Source organism: Sutcliffiella tianshenii (genome assembly GCF_016908565.1).
Lineage (GTDB): Bacteria > Bacillota > Bacilli > Bacillales > Bacillaceae_I > Sutcliffiella_A > Sutcliffiella_A tianshenii.
Genome location: NZ_JAFBED010000001.1, coordinates 756,804 through 776,949, shown reverse-complemented (window position 1 = coordinate 776,949; position 20,146 = coordinate 756,804). Strand labels below are relative to the sequence as shown.

At 43.2% G+C, this 20,146-nt stretch carries 21 protein-coding genes; 19 read left to right on the top strand and 2 right to left on the bottom strand.

Translation table 11 applies throughout. From position 1 onward, the window contains the following. Positions 1-15 precede the first annotated feature (15 nt). Positions 16-1,362 carry a chromosomal replication initiator protein DnaA gene (gene dnaA / locus JOC95_RS03500; RefSeq protein WP_204413360.1) on the bottom strand — a complete coding sequence of 449 codons (1,347 nt, stop codon included), beginning with the start codon at positions 1,360-1,362 and terminating at the stop codon, positions 16-18. 1,554 nt (positions 1,363-2,916) lie between these two features. Here dnaA and rpmH point away from each other — a divergent pair. From rpmH to JOC95_RS03445, 11 genes are all read left to right on the top strand, one after another. Further along, positions 2,917-3,051: a 50S ribosomal protein L34 gene (gene rpmH / locus JOC95_RS03495; protein WP_078378436.1), complete on the top strand. Its 135-nt coding sequence runs from the start codon at positions 2,917-2,919 to the stop codon at positions 3,049-3,051. Between the two features lie 133 nt (positions 3,052-3,184). Further along, entirely contained in the window at positions 3,185-3,547 is a 363-nt protein-coding gene (gene rnpA / locus JOC95_RS03490) for a ribonuclease P protein component (RefSeq protein WP_204413359.1), read from the top strand. A 114-nt stretch (positions 3,548-3,661) separates the two neighbouring features. After that, positions 3,662-4,438: a YidC family membrane integrase SpoIIIJ gene (spoIIIJ, locus tag JOC95_RS03485; protein WP_204413357.1), complete on the top strand. Its 777-nt coding sequence runs from the start codon at positions 3,662-3,664 to the stop codon at positions 4,436-4,438. Beyond that, complete coding sequence (gene jag, locus JOC95_RS03480; protein ID WP_204413355.1) at positions 4,435-5,070, top strand: RNA-binding cell elongation regulator Jag/EloR; 636 nt, start codon at positions 4,435-4,437, stop codon at positions 5,068-5,070. Before spoIIIJ ends, jag begins: the two co-directional genes overlap by 4 nt. Positions 5,071-5,426: 356 nt before the next feature. Further along, positions 5,427-6,815, top strand: coding sequence for a tRNA uridine-5-carboxymethylaminomethyl(34) synthesis GTPase MnmE (gene mnmE / locus JOC95_RS03475; RefSeq protein ID WP_204413353.1), 1,389 nt, complete (start codon positions 5,427-5,429; stop codon positions 6,813-6,815). A 17-nt stretch (positions 6,816-6,832) separates the two neighbouring features. Then, positions 6,833-8,722 carry a tRNA uridine-5-carboxymethylaminomethyl(34) synthesis enzyme MnmG gene (gene mnmG / locus JOC95_RS03470; RefSeq protein WP_204413351.1) on the top strand — a complete coding sequence of 630 codons (1,890 nt, stop codon included), beginning with the start codon at positions 6,833-6,835 and terminating at the stop codon, positions 8,720-8,722. Between the two features lie 78 nt (positions 8,723-8,800). After that, complete coding sequence (gene rsmG / locus JOC95_RS03465) at positions 8,801-9,517, top strand: 16S rRNA (guanine(527)-N(7))-methyltransferase RsmG (RefSeq protein WP_204413350.1); 717 nt, start codon at positions 8,801-8,803, stop codon at positions 9,515-9,517. Positions 9,518-9,642: 125 nt separating this feature from the next. Then, positions 9,643-10,488, top strand: a complete 846-nt coding sequence (gene noc / locus JOC95_RS03460; protein WP_204413348.1) for a nucleoid occlusion protein — start codon at positions 9,643-9,645, stop codon at positions 10,486-10,488. Positions 10,489-10,962: 474 nt separating this feature from the next. After that, positions 10,963-11,724 carry a ParA family protein gene (locus JOC95_RS03455; RefSeq protein ID WP_204413346.1) on the top strand — a complete coding sequence of 254 codons (762 nt, stop codon included), beginning with the start codon at positions 10,963-10,965 and terminating at the stop codon, positions 11,722-11,724. Next, positions 11,717-12,565, top strand: coding sequence for a ParB/RepB/Spo0J family partition protein (locus JOC95_RS03450; RefSeq protein WP_204413344.1), 849 nt, complete (start codon positions 11,717-11,719; stop codon positions 12,563-12,565). Before JOC95_RS03455 ends, JOC95_RS03450 begins: the two co-directional genes overlap by 8 nt. An 89-nt stretch (positions 12,566-12,654) precedes the next feature. Then, entirely contained in the window at positions 12,655-13,359 is a 705-nt protein-coding gene (locus JOC95_RS03445; RefSeq protein ID WP_204413342.1) for a DUF554 domain-containing protein, read from the top strand. A gap of 50 nt (positions 13,360-13,409) precedes the next feature. On the opposite strand, the gene yyaC is transcribed toward JOC95_RS03445, so the two are convergent. Continuing rightward, positions 13,410-14,048: a spore protease YyaC gene (gene yyaC / locus JOC95_RS03440; RefSeq protein ID WP_204413340.1), complete on the bottom strand. Its 639-nt coding sequence runs from the start codon at positions 14,046-14,048 to the stop codon at positions 13,410-13,412. Between the two features lie 97 nt (positions 14,049-14,145). Between yyaC and JOC95_RS03435 the strand changes: the two genes are divergently transcribed. From JOC95_RS03435 to JOC95_RS03400, 8 genes are all read left to right on the top strand, one after another. Next, a complete protein-coding gene (locus tag JOC95_RS03435; protein ID WP_204413339.1) occupies positions 14,146-15,180 on the top strand; it encodes a YkvI family membrane protein in 1,035 nt (344 codons plus the stop codon). Between the two features lie 90 nt (positions 15,181-15,270). Then, on the top strand, positions 15,271-16,158 hold the full coding sequence (locus tag JOC95_RS03430; protein ID WP_204413338.1) for a mechanosensitive ion channel family protein: 888 nt from the start codon (positions 15,271-15,273) through the stop codon (positions 16,156-16,158). A gap of 42 nt (positions 16,159-16,200) precedes the next feature. Then, positions 16,201-16,401: a DUF951 domain-containing protein gene (locus JOC95_RS03425; RefSeq protein WP_204413337.1), complete on the top strand. Its 201-nt coding sequence runs from the start codon at positions 16,201-16,203 to the stop codon at positions 16,399-16,401. Positions 16,402-16,543: 142 nt separating this feature from the next. Further along, positions 16,544-17,644: a redox-regulated ATPase YchF gene (ychF, locus tag JOC95_RS03420; RefSeq protein WP_204413336.1), complete on the top strand. Its 1,101-nt coding sequence runs from the start codon at positions 16,544-16,546 to the stop codon at positions 17,642-17,644. Between the two features lie 118 nt (positions 17,645-17,762). Beyond that, positions 17,763-18,053: a 30S ribosomal protein S6 gene (gene rpsF / locus JOC95_RS03415; protein ID WP_204413335.1), complete on the top strand. Its 291-nt coding sequence runs from the start codon at positions 17,763-17,765 to the stop codon at positions 18,051-18,053. 45 nt (positions 18,054-18,098) lie between these two features. Next, positions 18,099-18,629 carry a single-stranded DNA-binding protein gene (ssb, locus tag JOC95_RS03410; RefSeq protein ID WP_204413334.1) on the top strand — a complete coding sequence of 177 codons (531 nt, stop codon included), beginning with the start codon at positions 18,099-18,101 and terminating at the stop codon, positions 18,627-18,629. Positions 18,630-18,699: 70 nt separating this feature from the next. Then, the gene (gene rpsR / locus JOC95_RS03405; protein WP_204413332.1) at positions 18,700-18,939 is read left to right on the top strand and encodes a 30S ribosomal protein S18; all 240 of its coding nucleotides are present in this window, start codon (positions 18,700-18,702) and stop codon (positions 18,937-18,939) included. Between the two features lie 165 nt (positions 18,940-19,104). Continuing rightward, positions 19,105-20,031, top strand: coding sequence for a YybS family protein (locus tag JOC95_RS03400; RefSeq protein ID WP_204413331.1), 927 nt, complete (start codon positions 19,105-19,107; stop codon positions 20,029-20,031). The last annotated feature ends 115 nt before the right edge of the window (positions 20,032-20,146 follow it).

Below are 20,146 nucleotides of genomic sequence, written 5' to 3'. Positions count from 1 at the left end.
TCACGGTTGATTCTTTTAACTCTTTAATTGCTCGGCAATGGATTGTATCTGTTTTTGTAATAATGTATCTGTTTGAACAAGATTTGAAATCTTTTCATGGGCATGAATAACGGTCGTATGATCACGGCCGCCAAACTCCTCCCCGATCTTGGGAAGGGAAAAATCAGTAAGCTCACGGGAAAGGTACATGGCAATCTGCCTTGGGAAAGCAACGGATTTTGTACGTTTCTTCGCTTTGAAATCCTCAAGCTTCACATTATATTCCTCGCCGACTGTTCGCTGGATATCATGAATCGTTACCACCCTTGGTTTGGAGCTAGGGATGATATCCTTCAAAGCCTCCGCAGCGAGATCGGCATTGATGTCCTTATTGATGAGTGAGGAATAGGCAACCACGCGAATAAGCGCCCCTTCAAGTTCCCGTATATTGGAATCAATCTGATTCGCAATATACAACATGACTTCATTCGGTATATCCAACCCTTCCGCTTTCGCTTTCTTACGAAGGATGGCAATCCGTGTTTCCAGGTCTGGCGGAGTGATATCGGTGATCAATCCCCATTCAAAACGGGAACGAAGCCTGTCCTCCAATGTCGGGATCTCCTTTGGAGGGCGGTCACTGGATATGACAATCTGCTTGCTTTCCTCATGAAGCGTGTTAAAAGTATGGAAGAATTCCTCTTGTGTCTGTTCTTTTCCGGCAAGAAACTGAATATCATCGATTAATAGAACATCGACACTTCGATATTTATTGCGGAAATCAACGGCCTTATTGTCCCGGATCGAGTTGATGAATTCGTTCGTGAACTTTTCGGAGGACAAGTATACCACTTTCGCCCCAGGGTTATGCTCGATCACATAATGACCGATGGCGTGCATCAAGTGAGTTTTACCAAGTCCGACTCCCCCATAGATGAACAAGGGATTATAGGCTTTGGCAGGCGCTTCGGCAACAGCCAAAGAAGCGGCATGGGCAAATCTGTTCCCAGAACCGATTACAAATGTATCAAACGTATATTTAGGGTTAAGCATATTTTGAGGAATTTCAATCGGATCCTCATCCTTTTTCATTTTGGCAGGAGGAGTCTTGATTTCAATATCCTCATCCGATTGATTTTGGGGAATGATAAATTTGATTGTCAGTTCTTCCCCTGTTATATCTGTAATGGTCTCACCGATCAGGTTGGAGTATCTGGACTCCAGCCAATCACGGGCAAACTCGTTTGGTGCTGTGATAACGAGATTATCCCCTTTAAGAGAGTATGCTTTAGTAGACTTGAGCCATGTTTCAAAGCTGGGTTTACTGATTTTCTTCTCAATTTCCTTGAGCGCCTTCTCCCACAAATCTGATATGTTTTTCAATGTGTATCCCCCTTTCTCTTTATCTCTATATAATTTTCACGATAGATGTCTCATGCATGCAGGTTAATGGATTTTTCCATATGCTTTGCTGCCGCAAATACTTGTCAGTCTCCAAGCAAAATAAATAAGGTGCTTATCTGTACAAGTTTTGTTTAACAAACCTTCTTGAGAAAAACACCTGTTGTATGTTTATTCATTCGTATACTGTGCATAACATATAATATAGTAGAAAAGTAGTTTTCGACAAAATAACCGTTCTGTGGACAAATGTTTACACACAACCTTGAATAACTGTCCACATCTTATCCACAATCTGTTGATAACTTTTTCCTTGTTAATAATTATTAAGAGTGAAAACACAATAATAATATCAAATAAAACCTTTTGTTGCAACGTCTTTTTCTGATTATCCACAATCGACACATCTTGTGGAGAAAAGTTTTCCACAACACAATATACTGTGTAAACCTTGTCGATAACTGTTGTGGATGACGAAAAAACTCGAAAAAAGTTATTCACAGGTTGGAAAAATGTTGTATGCAGAGGGAGAAATTTGATGAGATTTTTTTTATGGTGGATTTTTATGGGGGCGTTAAACACCGCAGTTGATTTCCGCACTAGGCTTCGCTTTCCGCGGGGCGATGCTTGAGCCTCCTCGGGCTTTGCCCTGTGGGGTCTCAAGCCTACCGCTATCTTCCCGCAGGAGTCTTCGCCTATTGCTCCAATAAACTGCTGGCGACATAAAGAACGCTGTTTTTTAACAAAGTTTCGTTTCTTGTATAAAATCTTTGTAGCTTTTAAGAATCCTCTTTTTTACTCGTTTGCAACAGTAAATGCAGTTTTTTCTTTTTGAAGTGTCTAAGGCTATACTTTTTGTGACATCCTTCTTAATGACTAGTTCCTTTCGTAATGTAGCTCTGATTTGGTTGATTTATTAAAATTCTAACCAGATTAACCTACGATCTTACGAATTTTAGGAGCTAGTTTTGTTTATGGTTGGAATCACTGGTTCTGCTTTTTTCCTTATATAAAAAAGTTGTTTCGAAATAATTCCAGAATTTATTCAGCAATATCGGAGAGGATCTAGAAAAGCATAAGATTATTTATGTTCGCCCCCTGGTGATTGGAGTGCAAGGTGTGAGACTCCTGCGGGAGGAGCGTGTCAAGGGAGACCCCACAGGCGAAGCCGAGGAGGCTCCCGAGGCCGCCCGCGGAAAGCGAACACCTGGAACGGAAATCACCAGGGGTGTTTATATAGATAAAAAAAAGAAATGAGTAATCAAGAACCTGCCAACAAATTATTGGTTACTTTTTACTATTTCAAAGAAAAGGTTGCTTTAAATCGCGAAGGAATTTATACTAACTATTGGGAAGTTGACATTCCGATGGTATTTTCTCTATAATTGATAAGACTGTCTGTTAAAATTTATATTATAGGAAAGCAAGACTTTCCAAAGAGAGCGTGAAAAACGGCTATTATGGTATGATGATCATACAATGCGAAGCATGTTTTTCGATAATCTAAAAGGTAATCCTCAGGGAGGTGTCATAGTAATGAAAAGAACGTTTCAACCAAATAAGCGTAAACGTAGTAAGGTACACGGTTTCCGTGAGCGTATGAGTTCTGCTAACGGACGTAAAGTGCTTGCGCGCCGTCGTCGTAAGGGAAGAAAAGTATTATCCGCATAAGGCCACTGACTGTCAGTGGTCTTTTTTACTATTTTAAGAAGAAAATTGTTATGATTTCACATGATTTTAGAAAGAATGTGGAAGAAAGACGAAATAAGACAAATTAGGAATTGCTGCGACAGGGGGACCACATGTGAAAAAAGAACAAAGAATCAAGAAGAACAAAGAGTTTCAACATGTGTTCCAGGGTGGAAAGTCCATGGCAAATCGACAATTTGTAATTTACACACTAGAAAAAAAAGAGCAGCCCGATTTTCGGATCGGCCTGTCGGTGAGTAAGAAGATTGGTAACGCTGTAACGAGGAATCGGATTAAGCGATTGGTTCGCCAAGCATTTCTGGAAATGAAAGAGCAGATCCCTGGATGTGTAGACATTGTAGTGATTGCCAGAAAGCCTACGGCAGAAATGAGCTATGAGGAAGTGCAGAAGAGTCTGCAGCACATCATGCGGAAACTTCCGTTGCTATCCAATAAAAAAGGTAAATCATGCAATTAGTCGGGAAACATGTAAAAATTTTGACAGTGTCCTGTCATTTATTCAATTATCCGAATAAAAGTGGTAGGATGTAATAGGAATTATTTTTTTTGTGCAAAAAGGAGGAAAAAGAGGTTGAAAAAACGAATATGGCTACTTATGGGCCTTGTTGGACTTGTAGTCTTACTAACAGGCTGTACGGAAATCAACCAGCCGATCACAAACGAAAGTGAAGGCTTTTGGAATGAGTACATAGTATATCCGCTATCTTGGCTGATTACTTACTTTGCAACATTACTCGGAAATGATTATGGACTATCCATTATTATCGTAACACTGTTGATTCGCTTTGCGATTCTTCCATTGATGATCAAACAAACGAAAAACACGAAGGCGATGCAAGCACTGCAGCCTGAAATGAAGGCACTTCGTGAAAAATATAGCTCCAAAGACCAAAAGACTCAGCAGAAGCTGCAGCAGGAAACGATGGGACTTTTCCAAAAGCATGGAGTAAATCCACTTGCTGGATGTTTCCCTCTATTGGTTCAAATGCCGATTCTGATCGGTTTCTTCCATGCAATTACTCGTACGCGTGAAATTGCGGAACATAACTTCCTATGGTTTGACCTTGGTGATAAGGATCCTTACTTTATCCTTCCTGTTGTCGCAGGGATCACCACTTTCATCCAGCAGAAAATCATGATGGCTGGAATGGAGAACAACCCGCAGATGACGATGATGCTTTATATCATGCCAGTGATGATCGTGGTATTCGCATTCAACTTCCCATCTGCACTATCCTTATACTGGGTAGTAGGTAACTTATTCATGATTGTACAAACTTACTTTATTAAGGGACCAGAGCTGAGAAAAGCACCGGCTACTGGAACTGCAGGAGGAACGAAAAAGTGAGAGAAATAACTGCAACTGGTCCATCTGTCGAGGAAGCTGTCCAATCTGCTTTAACTCAACTAAACACAACTAGAGACCGTGCAGACATAACAATCGTTGAAGAAGGCAAAAAAGGATTATTCGGACTGTTTGGTACCAAGCCAAGTATTGTAACCGTTAAGATGAAATATGATCCGGTTGAAGAATCAACGAATTTCTTGAAAAAAGTTCTGACAGAAATGAACATTGTCGCAGAATTGGAGACCAAGGTCGAAGGCAGGAACATTTTTATCTCCATCAGTGGGGAAAAAACCGCTCTGATCATTGGTAAAAGGGGACAAACCCTCAATTCTCTTCAATATTTGACACAAATTGTTGCGAATCGCTATTCTAACCAGTACCTTTCTGTTGAGATAGATGCAGAAGGGTATCGGGAAAAGAGGCGGGAAACACTCGAACAGCTTGCAGAAAGATTAGCGCAGAAAGCGATGAAAACGAAACAGGAAGTTCACCTGGAGCCGATGCCATCGTTCGAACGCAAAGTGATGCACTCGATCATCTCGCGTTTTCCGGAAGTGGAAACATACTCTGTCGGAAAAGAGCCCAACAGATCGCTCGTCATCACGCCCAAAAAACTAAAAGTCACAAGATAATAGAGCAGCCGCCTACCTAATTGGAAGGCGGCTATTTTTTTATTGCGGAAGAGGATCTTGACCCAAGAAAAAAGAAAGCCGTTGTTTCAATTTCAGATGATAGGAAATGATGATAGAGAGGCTCGAGTTTTGTTTGTTGTTATTCACATGTGGATAAGTTAGAATTAATGATAGAATATCGAGCGTCCGGGAAATTTTTGTGGATAACTGTCGAAGAGGAATACTTTAAAAGTGATATGAATTATGCTAACCTTAATTAGTTATTCAATAAGACTAAAATTGTTCGAGTCAAACGAATCGTAAGACCGATCAAATGTATAAATAGAAACCAGTATAAAAGAAATGAGGTGAATGATATGTATGAGTTAGATACAATTGCCGCAATATCCACTCCGATGGGGGAGGGAGCCATTGCGATCGTCCGTTTGAGTGGGGAGGAAGCATTCCGGATCATCGATGAAATCTTTGTCAGTCCTTCGGGGAAAAAGATGCAGGACGTACCGTCTCATACCATTCACTACGGGCATATCGTAGATCCAAAGACAGAACAGACGATAGAAGAAGTGATGGTCTCTGTAATGAGAGGGCCGAAAACATTTACAAGGGAAGATGTCATTGAAATAAACTGTCATGGCGGTTTGGTTTCAGTGAACAAGCTCCTTCAGCTAGTAATGGGCAGAGGTGCAAGATTGGCCGAGCCTGGGGAATTTACGAAACGCGCTTTCTTAAATGGAAGAATCGATCTTTCACAGGCCGAAGCGGTCATGGACCTGATCCGGGCAAAAACCGACCGGGCGATGAATGTCGCATTGGGCCAAATGGAAGGCAGATTATCCAAGCTGATACAGAAGCTGCGTCAGGAAATCTTGGAAACACTGGCCCACGTGGAAGTAAACATTGATTATCCTGAATATGACGATGTCGAAGAAATGACGCATCAGCTTTTACTAGAGAAATCCAATTATGTGAAAACTGAATTGGAAAAACTGCTACAAACCGGACAGCAGGGAAAAATATTGAGAGAAGGTCTATCTACGGTCATTGTAGGAAGACCGAATGTAGGGAAATCTTCCCTTTTGAATAGCCTTGTTCATGAAAACAAGGCAATCGTGACAGATATACCGGGTACCACGAGGGATGTAATCGAAGAGTACGTAAATGTGCGCGGTGTCCCATTGCGCCTGGTTGATACGGCAGGAATCAGGGAGACCGAGGACATTGTCGAGCGCATCGGTGTCGAGCGTTCCCGTGAAGTATTGAAAAAGGCGGATCTAATCCTTCTTGTCCTGAACTATAATGAACGTTTGTCCGAGGAGGATGAAAAGCTCTTTGAAGCGGTGAAGGGCATGGACGTGATTGTCATCGTGAATAAAACGGATCTTGATGAAAAGATAGATTTGGATAAAGTACAAGCTCTGGCAAAGGAACAGCCTCTCATCACGACCTCATTAAAAGAGGATGAAGGAGTGGACGAGCTGGAGGAGGCGATTTCCTCGATGTTTTTCCAGGGAAATCTTGAAGCCGGGGACATGACGTACGTATCCAATTCCAGACATATCGGATTACTCACACAGGCACAGCAGGCATTGGAGGACGCAATCTCAGGGGTACAGAGCGGGGTACCAATTGATATCGTCCAAATAGATTTGACGCGGACATGGGAGCTGCTCGGTGAAATTATCGGGGATGCAGTCCATGAAAGCTTGATAGATCAGTTATTTTCACAATTTTGTTTAGGTAAATAGAAGAGGAGGGAACAAACATGGAATATCATGCAGGTTCCTATGATGTCATAGTAATTGGAGCGGGGCACGCCGGAGTCGAAGCGGGCCTTGCCTCGGCAAGATTGGGAGCGAAAACGCTCATGATCACCATCAATCTTGATATGGTGGCATTTATGCCATGTAATCCTTCTGTTGGGGGACCAGCAAAAGGAATTGTTGTACGCGAAATTGATGCACTAGGCGGAGAAATGGGTAAAAACATCGATAAGACCCATATTCAGATGCGGATGTTGAATACCGGGAAGGGCCCTGCGGTACGTGCCTTGCGTGCCCAGGCCGATAAGTTCCTGTACCAGCATGAAATGAAGAAGACGATTGAAAATGAACCGAACATTACCTTATTGCAGGGAATGGTCGAAAGATTGATCGTAGAGGATGGCGTATGCAAAGGTGTCCTTACACAGACCGGTGCCATTTATGAATCCAAGACAGTTGTCATCACAACTGGGACTTTCTTGCGCGGAAAAATAATAATGGGTGACCTGCAATATCAGAGCGGACCGAACAATCAGCAGCCTTCCATTAAGCTTTCCGAACACTTGGAAGAGCTTGGGTTTGAACTGGCCCGTTTTAAGACGGGTACGCCACCACGTGTGAACAGTTCCACGATTGACTACAGTAAAACGGAGATTCAGCCTGGTGATGATACCCCGCGGGCATTTTCATATGAAACGACCGAGTATATCACCGATCAGCTTCCATGCTGGCTGACTTATACAAGTCCGGAAACACATGCACTGATTGATGAGAATCTGCATCGTTCCCCGATGTATTCAGGCATGATCAAAGGGACCGGGCCGAGATATTGTCCTTCCATTGAAGATAAAATTGTACGTTTTAACGATAAGCCGAGACACCAGATTTTCTTGGAGCCGGAAGGAAGAAACACACAGGAAGTTTATGTGCAGGGACTTTCCACGAGCTTGCCGGAGGAAGTGCAGCGAAGAATCCTTTCCACCATCCCGGGACTTGAGAATGTGCAGATGATGAGAGCGGGATATGCGATCGAATATGATGCAATCGTACCTACTCAGCTCTGGCCGACACTTGAAACAAAAAAGGTGCAGAATCTTTATACGGCTGGCCAGATAAATGGTACTTCAGGCTATGAAGAAGCGGCAGGACAAGGTATCATGGCCGGAATCAATGCAGGTCTTCGTGCCACTGGCAAGGAGGATCTTATCTTAAGCCGTTCCGATGCCTATATCGGTGTCCTCATTGACGACCTTGTAACGAAGGGAACCAATGAACCTTACCGTCTTTTGACTTCCCGTGCAGAATATCGCTTACTTTTGCGCCATGATAATGCAGATCTTCGATTAACGGAAATAGGTCACGAAATCGGCCTGATTTCACAAGAACGTTATGAGAGATTCCAGGAGAAAAGACAGCAGATCGAAGCGGAGAAAGAACGATTGCAAAGCATCATCATCAAGCCGACTGCATTGGTGCAGGAAACGATAAAGAATGCCGGCGGTACGGAACTGAGGGATGGCATCAGGGCTGCAGACCTTCTGAAACGTCCAGAAATGACCTATGAACACGTTCACCTTCTAGTTCCCCCTGAAACGGAATTGGGACCGGATGTCGCAGAACAGGTAGAAATCCAAGTGAAATACGAAGGATATATCCAAAAGTCCCTGCAACAGGTAGACCGTTTGAAAAAAATGGAAAATAAGAAAATCCCGGAAAACATCGATTATGATGCAATCCATGGCTTGGCAAATGAAGCACGCCAAAAACTGAAGGAAGTTCGCCCTCTTTCCGTTGCGCAAGCATCCCGGATTTCAGGGGTCAACCCAGCCGATGTTTCCATCTTACTCGTCTATCTCGAACAAGGACGTATAGCTAAAGTATCTAACGACTAGGCTTTTTTCGTAAATGTAATGAAAGCATCATTCCATACAAAACAGCCTATGAAAAGGTTCAAGAAAGGATACAAGCACATGAACAAAGAGCAATTCATCAGTATGTTGGAGGAGAAAGGGATCTCCCTTACTCCTTTCCAGCTTTCTCAATTTGATACATATTACAGAATGCTGGTCGAGTGGAACGAGAAAATGAACCTCACTGCCATTACAGAAGAGGAAGAAGTATACCTTAAGCATTTCTTTGACTCCATTACCGCATCGTTCTATGTAGACCTTTCTAAAGGACAAAATCTTTGCGATGTCGGGGCAGGGGCAGGTTTTCCAAGTATCCCGCTAAAAATTTGTTTCCCTGACCTCAAGGTTACGATTGTCGATTCATTGAACAAAAGGATTACATTTCTTCAGCAGCTTGCAAAAGCATTGGAGCTGACAGAAGTGAATTTTGTGCATGATCGTGCAGAAACTTTTGGCCAAAATGCAGATTACAGGGAAAAATTCGACATAGTGACAGCAAGGGCTGTTGCAAGACTGTCTGTCCTTAGTGAGCTTTGTCTGCCTCTTGTCAAAGAGGGTGGCCAGTTTATTCCGATGAAAGCCGCTGCAGCTAAAGAAGAAGTGGAAAAAGGGAAAAAAGCCATGCAAATCCTTGGCGGAAAATTGGAAGAAGTCCATTCTTTTCAACTTCCTTTAGAAGAAAGCGAAAGGAATATCCTCATCATCAACAAAGTAAAACCTACACCGAAGAAGTACCCGCGCAAGCCCGGTACACCTAATAAATTACCGCTTGAATAATTGTAGATGATGACCCGGGTTGTGAGTGTTTCATGTGAAACATTTTACCTTTCCCAGAAGGAATTACTGTTCTAAACAGCGAATTTATTGTAAGGGATTCTATCCATAAGGTGGTGGAACTAACTATGAAATCTCCGTTCTCTCGATTTTTTGGAATTGGCGAAAAAGAAGAACAGGAAATAGTAGAAAAGACGAATCATGAAGAAATAAAACAATTACCGGTGCTAGATATTGTTCCAAACAGATATCAGCCTCGTACGGTCTTTGTCGATGAAAGAATAGAGGAATTATCCCTGACAATCCGCACTCACGGCATTATTCAACCGATTGTGGTCCGTCAGTTTGAAGAAAACAAATATGAAATCATTGCAGGTGAACGTCGCTGGCGTGCCGTCCAAAAGCTTGGATGGGAAACGATACCTGCGATTGTAAAGGATTTCAATGATGCAGAAACTGCTTCTGTAGCACTGATTGAAAACCTGCAGCGTGAAGAATTATCCGCTATCGAGGAAGCGATTGCCTACTCGAAGCTGCTGGAATTGCATAATCTGACACAGGAGGCCTTGGCTCAAAGACTTGGAAAAGGCCAATCCACGGTAGCAAACAAGCTCCGTCTCTTAAAGCTGCCTGCTGAGATCCAGGATGCCCTTCTTCAGAAGAAAATCACAGAGCGCCACGCCCGTGCTCTCATCCCGCTGAAGCAGCAAGAAAAACAAGTTGCATTACTTGAAGAGATTCTAGAAAAGCAACTGAACGTGAAACAGACAGAGGAACGTGTCGTCCGGATGCTCGAACAATCCGTTGCTAGGCCAAAGCCTAAGCGCAAGGCATTCTCCAAAGACATGCGGATCGCCATGAACACCATCCGCCAATCTCTGACAATGGTGAACGACAGCGGGATCAAACTCGACTCCCAAGAAGAAGAAACAGAAGAATACTACCAATTCACCATCCGTATACCGAAGAAATAATAAAATAATATATCCTTTAACAAAGGGCTTGGCTTCTCTAATCACCAATTATGAGTATCTATCAAATCCTGTACATACAAGATTGATAGATACCAAGAGACGCCATGTCCTTTTTTTCTTTGAAACAACATAATTGTTGAATTTATGTCTACAGCTGTTGATTGGAGCAATAGGCGAAGACTCCTGCGGGAGATAGCGTTTAGTGGAGACCCCACAGGCGCAGCCGAGGAGGCTCCACAAACGCCCCGCGGAAAGCGCAGCCTAGTGCGGAAATCAACAGCGGTATTTAAAAGGGCCAATTAAATACACGAGCACAACTCACAGTTACAAACCGCACAATCCTCCCCGTCCTATATAACCAACCATCATCTCTTTCTATTTATTATCAAAAACAAGTTAACTTTCTGTAAATTCATGATAAAATAAGTGAGAAACGAATAAAAAGTATGTTCTTTTCTGAAGGCAGGTGACAGCATGGGCAGAATTATTGCTATTGCTAACCAAAAAGGTGGAGTTGGTAAAACAACAACCTCGGTGAATCTAGGTGCGTGTTTAGCCTATATTGGTAAAAAAGTGCTGCTTGTAGACGTAGATCCACAGGGGAATGCCACCAGTGGAGTAGGCGTTGCTAAGGCAGAAGTTGATCAATGTATATATGATATTTTAGTAGAGGACGTAGAAGCACGACGAGCAATCCTTTCTACTAAAGTGGAAAATCTTTCCATAATTCCTGCTACCATTCAATTGGCAGGTGCTGAAATAGAATTGGTACCGACTATTTCAAGGGAAGTCAGATTAAAAAGGGCGTTAGATGATGTTAAGCATTTATATGATTACATAATCATAGATTGTCCCCCATCTTTAGGGTTGTTGACGATCAATGCATTGACGGCTTCCGATGCTGTTGTCATACCTGTTCAATGTGAATATTATGCATTGGAAGGCTTAAGTCAGCTATTAAATACAGTACGACTCGTACAAAAGCATTTGAATACAGAATTAATGATAGATGGGGTCCTTTTGACCATGCTCGATGCAAGGACGAACTTGGGGATCCAAGTAATAGAAGAAGTGAAGAAGTATTTCCAGGATAAAGTGTATCGCACCATCATTCCACGCAATGTCCGTTTAAGTGAAGCGCCAAGTCATGGAGAACCTATCATCATTTATGATCCTAAATCTCGTGGAGCGGAAGTTTACTTAGAATTAGCAAAGGAAGTGGTGACTCATGGGTAAAGGATTAGGTAAAGGCATTAACGCTTTATTCCCTTCCATTGAAGCTTCCAAGGAAGAAGCGGTACAGGAAATCAATATCAAGGATGTTCGGCCAAATCCGTATCAGCCACGAAAAGTCTTTGAAAAAGATGCGATACAGGAGCTGAAGGAATCAATCCTGCAGCATGGAATACTTCAGCCCATCATTGTCCGAAAGAGCATCAAAGGCTATGAAATCGTTGTCGGCGAACGCCGCTATCGTGCAGCAAAAGAAGCAAAATTAACAAAGGTTCCAGTGGTTATCCGTGAACTGACGGAGCAGCAGATGATGGAACTGGCTTTGTTGGAGAATCTGCAACGGGAGGACCTTACTCCCATTGAAGAGGCAGCTGCCTACCAATCCCTTATGGCAAAACTGGATTTGACCCAGGAGCAATTGGCTAGCCGCCTAGGGAAGAGTAGACCGCATATTGCCAACCATGTACGCCTCCTTTCATTGCCGTCCTATGTACAAGAGCTGATGAACGAAGGCAAGCTTTCGATGGGACACGGCAGGGCACTCCTTGGATTGAAAAGAAAAGAAATGTTGAAGGCAGTCATCGAAAAAGTGGTCAAAGACCATTTGAATGTGCGGCAGCTTGAACAGCTTATTCACCAGGTGAACGAAAATGTTTCACGTGAAACAAAAAAGGATCCGGTGGAAAAGGATATTTTCTTACAGGATCAGGAATCCTACCTCCGTGAAAGATTTGGCACTACTGTATCCATTAAAAAGTCAAAGAATAAAGGAAAGATTGAAATAGAGTTCTTTTCCGATGATGACTTAAACAGATTGCTTGAACTGTTAGCTCAATCTGAATAAATGAAAGCAAACCATCCAGTACGATAGATGGTTTGCTTTTTTGATAGTTTTTTTGTGGTTAAAAAGATAATGAGGAATGGGGATTTAAATTGGTTTTATTAGGCACCATTGTCAATGGAGTATGTATCATACTTGGTACGTTATTAGGAAAATTGTTTACACGGATACCGGACAAAACCAAGGAAACCGTCATGAAGGTGATCGGACTTGCTGTATTTCTGCTTGGGGCCCAAATGGGTTTCAAGAGCAATGAGTTTTTGATTGTCATCATCAGCTTGGTTGTTGGGGCAGTGATTGGTGAATGGATAGACCTGGACCGCATCCTGAATAATATTGGGATCTGGATAGAGAAAAAAGTCGGTACTGGACAGCATGGTTCGGTTTCAAGAGGTTTTGTTACTGCCACCTTAATATTCGTCATTGGGGCGATGTCTGTCGTAGGTTCACTTGACAGTGGCCTAAGGGGTGACCATCAGGTACTGTATACAAAATCGATCATCGATGGATTTACAAGCATTGTCTTGACCACGACACTTGGTATCGGTGTCATGTTCTCGGCAATACCTGTCATGCTGTATCAGGGGACGATTGCCTTGTTTGCGACCCAGATTGATCAATTTGTTCCAGCTGACTTACTTGAACTGCTTATTTTTGAAATAACGGCAACAGGAGGCGTCATGATCATGGCGATAGGATTGAACATCATCGGGGTAACCTCCATACGCGTTGCGAATCTGTTGCCAGGCATCCTTGTTGCTGCAGGATTAGTTTTATTACAATACTTATATCTATAGGATTAAAAAGGCTGATGATATTCGTCAGTCTTTTTTACATTAATTGGAAATTATTCTTGCGTGTGGATCATAGGCGGAATGTCATTATCCTTGGCAGCAGCGGCCAAAAAGTCTTTGCGCGAAAGTGCCATGTCCAAATCCTTGATGGAAGCGGCAACCACATTGGCCATCCTCATTACAAGACTAAGCCTTGTATTCTGAAGAACGAAGAACTCCATGAACCCACTGACATTCACAATTCCTGTTATATGAATATCCCCTACAGGCGGTAGGTCTTTCTTGACACCGGCACCAGGCATTACGGGGCCATCTCCAACCGTCAGCTGACCGACACTTTTCAATCTCCCCAAACACGCATCAACGGCAATGATGAACGGATTAAAGTGGGTGGACTGTATCATGGCGAGCTTCTCGACAAGATTGACCGCATGAATAGGTTCATCCAAGGTGCCATATACATGTACATGATGGAGGTTATGATCTTGGAGTTTCGTTCCGATCAGTGGACCAAGGGAATCTCCTGTTGAACGGTCGGTTCCGATGCATACAAAAACGATAGGGCGAAAAATGGAACTAGAAGGGAGGTTGGACTGTAAAGTAAGTGCAATTTCCTTGGATGCATTTGCTTCATCATGAGCAATACGAATATTGCCTCCTTTCTTCTCAAAAAAGTTAGATTTAAGATTCATAGGTTCCACTCCTTCTTAATAGTAGTAACAGTATACGACTATTTATTGGAAACTATACGTCCACTTTACGGTTAATTGGTGGCAGGAGGTAAAATGTATGTGGAATAGCGGATTTCGTTGGATGTTTTTAATATTAGGCACGGTTATCGGTGCCGGTTATGCTTCAGGACGTGAAATATGGCAATTTTTCGGGGCGGAAAGCGGACTGGCCATCCTCTTATTCACCATCTTCTTCATGGTTGCCTGTCATGTGGTGCTCAGTCTTAGCCGAAAGCTGCAATCGGCCCACTTTTCCCCTGTATTAGAGAAGCTGGTAGGTCCCAAAATATCCAGGATCTATAACGTGGTGATGGTGATCTATCTGTTTACGACAACCGCAGTCATGCTGGCTGGGGGCGGGGCTGCATTGCAAGTTTTCTCCATCCCGTACTGGGCGGGAATCATGATTATTTGTATTCTTCTGGTCATGCTATTCGTTTATGGAGTCAATGGGATGATTACAGTCAATAGCATCATCATTCCGGCCATCATACTGGTCCTGGCCCTTGTGCTGTTCCATTCAGCGGAAATCAGTCCTGACACCATACGATACCTGGCGGGGCATCACCATTCAAACTGGCCATCCGCTTTTACATTTACCGCGCTTAATATTTTGCCTCTTGTTGCGGTTCTATCCGCAATAGGAAAAGAAGTGAAAACCAAGGGAGAGATCCTGATCGCAAGTATCGGAAGCGGAGGAATACTCGGGGTCATTTCACTGTTCTACAACCAGACGCTCCTGACAGTCCAAAGTAAAATGGAGTTTTTTGAAATTCCTCTTTTTGCGGTCATCCAAAGCTATCCTTACTATATGATTTTCGTCATGACGCTCCTTCTCTGGGTTGCCATCTATACGACCGCTGCATCAGGCCTATTGGGGCTTGTCACAAGGTTCAAGGATGGTCTTCCTTTCCCGGTATGGATCATCTGCATGCTATTGCTGCTTTGCATGGTGCCTTTTACCGCTTTTGGATTCTCTGTTCTCGTAGCAATACTTTACCCGCTATTTGGACTTGTCAATCTTTATCTTCTTGTTTGTATTTTGCTGTATCCCATCACTAACCGGAAAAACTGGCTGGGGGAATTGAAATAGATTAGTGAAGTTAGGGATTGATGGCTATGATAAGCTTAAGTAAAATGAAGAAATAGTAAGCAAATCATTACGGAAAAGGTTGAAGTGTAGATGGAATGGATCATTCGATTAAATGAAAAGTTGGAGGAAGCCTTGACCAATGAAGATCTTTGGATTGGCATGGGTGCAGGTTTCTTGAAAATTATTGCGATCATTATTGTAGCTGGCTTGGTCATCCGAATAGGAAAAGCCATCATAAGGAACTTTGTGAGAATAAGAGCCAAGGGACCTTTGCAGGTATCTGTAAGGCGGGAAAATACACTCGTAAAACTATTGGAGAATGTCATTTCCTATGTCACCTATTTTGTTGCCTTCATCATGATTCTTGAAGTGGTGCATATCGATGTGCGGGCACTGCTGGCCGGGGCAGGGATTGTGGGGCTTGCTGTCGGATTCGGGGCACAGAATCTTGTGCGGGATATCATTACCGGTTTCTTTATCATTTTTGAAGACCAATTCTCTGTCGGTGATTATGTCCGGGTCGGGACCTTCGAGGGTCATGTCGAGGAAATCGGACTGCGGACAACGAAAATCAAAAGCTGGACAGGTGAATTGAATATTTTGCCAAATGGAAGTATCATTGAAGTGACGAATTTCTCCATTCACAATAGCATCGCGATAGTGGATGTGAGCATTGCCTATGAAGGGGAAATCGAGAAAGCGGAGGCTGTCATTAAAGAAATGCTTGCCGAAATGCCCCTGAAATACGAAGAAATTGTACAACCTCCCGAGCTTTTGGGTGTCCAGACATTCGGGAATGCGGAAGTGGTATTACGGATCACTTGCGAAACTTTGCCGATGAAGCATTTTTATATCGCCAGGAAAATAAGAAAAGAAGTGAAAATGCGGTTGGATGAGCATGGCATTGATATCCCATCGCCAAGAATGGTCCTCTATAACCGGGAGCCGCAGCAGCAGATGGAAAAAGGAAAACAGTAAATTGATTTTTATATAGATAGAACTTAGATGGGAGTGTAGAAATTGAGCGATAAGATATTCGGGATGAACGATATAGTGGAAATGAAAAAAGCACACCCATGTGGAGTGAATCGGTGGAAGGTGGTGCGCATGGGAATGGACATCCGCATCAAGTGTGAAGGGTGCCAGCACACCGTCATGATGCCAAGGAAAGAGTTCACACGGAAGATCAAGAAGATCCTGGTCCGGAGTGAAGAAGAATAAACCAAGTGGAACAGCTGTGAGTTGACAGCTGTTTTTTATTTTATAGTTGGGTAATGTTGGTTTGCCTTGTCTTTTTTGGTGGTTGTATCTATAATTGTGGGAGATTGAAATATGTGTTAACGGAAAGTTAGGAGTGGATAAAATGGCTTTAACAGCTGGTATCGTTGGTCTTCCAAACGTAGGGAAATCAACGCTTTTTAATGCGATTACACAAGCGGGGGCAGAGTCTGCCAACTACCCGTTCTGTACAATAGATCCAAACGTCGGGATTGTAGATGTTCCGGATGAGCGCCTTCAGAAACTGACTGAGCTTGTAAACCCGAAAAAGACAGTTCCCACACACTTTGAGTTTACTGATATTGCAGGGATCGTAAAAGGTGCAAGCAAAGGGGAGGGTCTTGGAAACAAGTTCCTATCCCATATCCGTCAAGTGGATGCAATTTGCCATGTGGTACGTTGTTTCGCTGATGACAACATTACACACGTAGCTGGCGGAGTCGATCCGATTGCAGATATCGAAACGATCAACCTGGAGCTTATTCTTGCCGACCTGGAGTCCGTGGATAAGCGTCTTGAGCGTGTCGGAAAGCTTGCAAAGCAAAAAGATAAAGAAGCGGTTTATGAGCATGAAGTGCTTGTAAAAGTGAAAGAAGCGCTTGAAAATGAGCTTCCAGCACGTACTGTTGAAGTGACAGACGAGCAAGTGAAGTATCTGAAAGGCATGCACCTATTGACGAGCAAGCCTGTTCTTTATGTGGCGAATGTCGGGGAAGAGGATGTTGCCGACACGTCCGACAATGAATTTGTAAAACAGGTCCGTGAATTTGCAGAAAAGGACAACGCGGAAGTGATCACTGTCTGTGCAAAAATCGAGTCTGAAATCGTGGAATTGGATGCAGACGAAAAAGCGATGTTCCTGGAAGAACTGGGAATCCAAGAGTCCGGTTTGGATCAACTGATCCGTGCGGCTTACAACCTTCTTGGACTTGCTACTTACTTTACAGCCGGCGTCCAGGAAGTGCGTGCATGGACATTCCGTACTGGAATGAAGGCACCACAATGTGCCGGTGTCATCCATACAGACTTTGAGCGTGGATTCATCCGTGCCGAAACGGTATCCTACGAAGACCTATTGGCAGCAGGTACCATGACTGCTGCGAAAGAAGCCGGAAAGGTCCGCCTGGAAGGAAAAGAGTACCTCGTGAAAGATGGGGATGTCATCCATTTCCGTTTTAACGTCTAAGGAATGTTTGCAAAAAGACATGCGTTCTGCTATAATCTAAATTTGTGAGTAATGATTATTTATAATTGATTGCTCCTTGCCCACTAAGGGCCGTTTAGACCAAAAGGAGGTGACTGTGATGAACAAGTACGAAATCATGTATATCATCCGTCCAAACATTGAGGAAGACGCTAAAAAAGCTGTTGTAGAACGTTTCAACACGATCTTAACTGACAACGGTGCAGAACTTACTGAAGCAAAAGAGTGGGGCAAACGCCGTTTAGCTTACGAAATCAATGATTTCCGTGACGGTTACTATATGTTAGTAAACGTGGCTACTGAGCCAGCTGCAGTTCAAGAGTTTGATCGTCTAGCTAAAATCAGCGAAGATATCATCCGTCATATTGTTGTTAAAAAAGAAGTTAAATAATAGTTGTCCTCTTTATGGACGTCGTCTCAAGGAGGAGTGGTTCTGATGTTAAATCGCGTAGTATTGGTTGGTCGCTTAACGAAAGACCCTGAATTGCGCTATACCCCAAGTGGAGTGGCGGTTGCTACTTTTACTTTGGCAGTAAATCGTACGTTCCAGAATCAGCAGGGCGAACGCGAAGCTGATTTTATAAACTGTGTAGTTTGGAGAAAACAAGCGGAAAACGCAGCTAACTTCCTGAAAAAAGGAAGCTTGGCAGGTGTCGACGGCAGAATCCAGACGCGCAATTATGAAGGCCAAGATGGAAAACGTGTATACGTAACGGAAATAGTGGCAGAAGGTGTTCAATTCTTGGAGCCTAAAGGATCCGGTGGATCTGGCGGTTCAGGAGGATATAACAACAATCGTCCTAATCCAAATCAAGATCAAGGCTATGGTTCATCTCCGTTTGGGTACGATCAGAACCAACAACAACGCAGCAATAACAACAACCAAGGTTATACTCGTGTTGATGACGACCCATTCAAAAATGATGGTCAACCTATCGATATATCTGACGACGATCTTCCGTTCTAATCCTAGAAGGAATCGTTTTGATAAAAAAACGGCTTAACGCCAAAAATCCAATAGCAAAGGAGTGAATAACATGGCAGGAGGACGCAGAGGTGGACGCAACAAACGTCGTAAGGTTTGTTTCTTCACAGCAAACGGTATCACTCATATCGACTACAAAGATATCGATGTACTGAAAAAGTTCGTTTCCGAGCGCGGTAAGATTTTACCACGTCGTGTAACTGGAACTAGTGCAAAATACCAACGTAAATTAACGATCGCAATCAAACGCGCTCGTCAAATGGCATTACTACCATACGTATCTGGTGAGTAATCACGCACATATACAATAAAAGAGGAAGGCAGTGAGAGAATATCTTGCTGCCTTCCTTTTTGCTAGTTTGGGTATGAATAAAAGTCCTTGAAATTGATTGTAATAGTATCTAAAGGATAAACTATACATAAGTTTAACTAAAGTATTCATGGAGGTTTGTAAGCTTTGAAAACCAAAAATATTACAGAGGGAGCGGTATTGCTCGGAATCTTTGTACTGCTCCTCCTGATGACATTATTCATACCTGGAATCGGGGTCATTACCCTGTTTGCGCTCGTTGTCCCTTTTGTCATCTATACGGTCCGGAACAATTGGAAATCGGGAATATGGTTTGCGGTGCTTGCCAATATACTGAGCTTGCTGATGGGATCTCCCGCAGCACTTATCCTTAGCATTCCCATGAGCTCGGTCGGAGTGGTGATGGGCTATCTTTTCGCGAAAAACAGCAGCCGCTATGCCATTTTAGGTGCTGCAACCGGAATGTATCTATTGAACTTGGTTCTAGGGTATGTGGTTGCCATTGTCCTATTTGAAATAAATATTGCCGAACTGATAGATGAAATGCTGAATGACTCCTTGAAAAATGCGGAGGCAATGGCTTCAGCACTCGGTCAGAATTCAGAGGAAACCATGGCGCTCATGGAGCAGATGGTGGAACAATTCACCTACCTTTTGCCGTCCGGCATGGTCACGGTCGCTTTTGTATTTGCCTTTGTTTCGCAAATGATCACAGGGTTCGTCCTGAAGCGTCTGAAGGAACCGGTCCAGCCTTTTCCTCCATTCCGTGATTTCATGCTGCCAAAAAGCCTGCTGTGGTATTACCTGATTGTGATACTGCTTTCCCTGGTGGAAATGGAGAAGGGCTCCACACTCTTTTTGGCAACCATGAATTTGTCCTATATCCTTATGCTGCTCATGACCGTACAGGGTATGTCCTTTATCTTTCACTTCTGCCATGAAAAAAGAATTACAAAGGCTGTACCCATCATCATGCTAATTTTATCCTTTCTAATCCCTCCGTTGCTCTATATAATAAGAATGGTAGGCATCATAGATTTAGGATTCGACTTACGAAAGCGGATAAAAAAATGAGACTTTACTCAAAGACATTATTTGGAGTAAGGTCTATATAAATAATGTCTTCACTTTAAACACCCTGTTGATTTCCGTTCCAGGAGTTCGCTTTCCGCGGGGCGTTGCTTGAGCC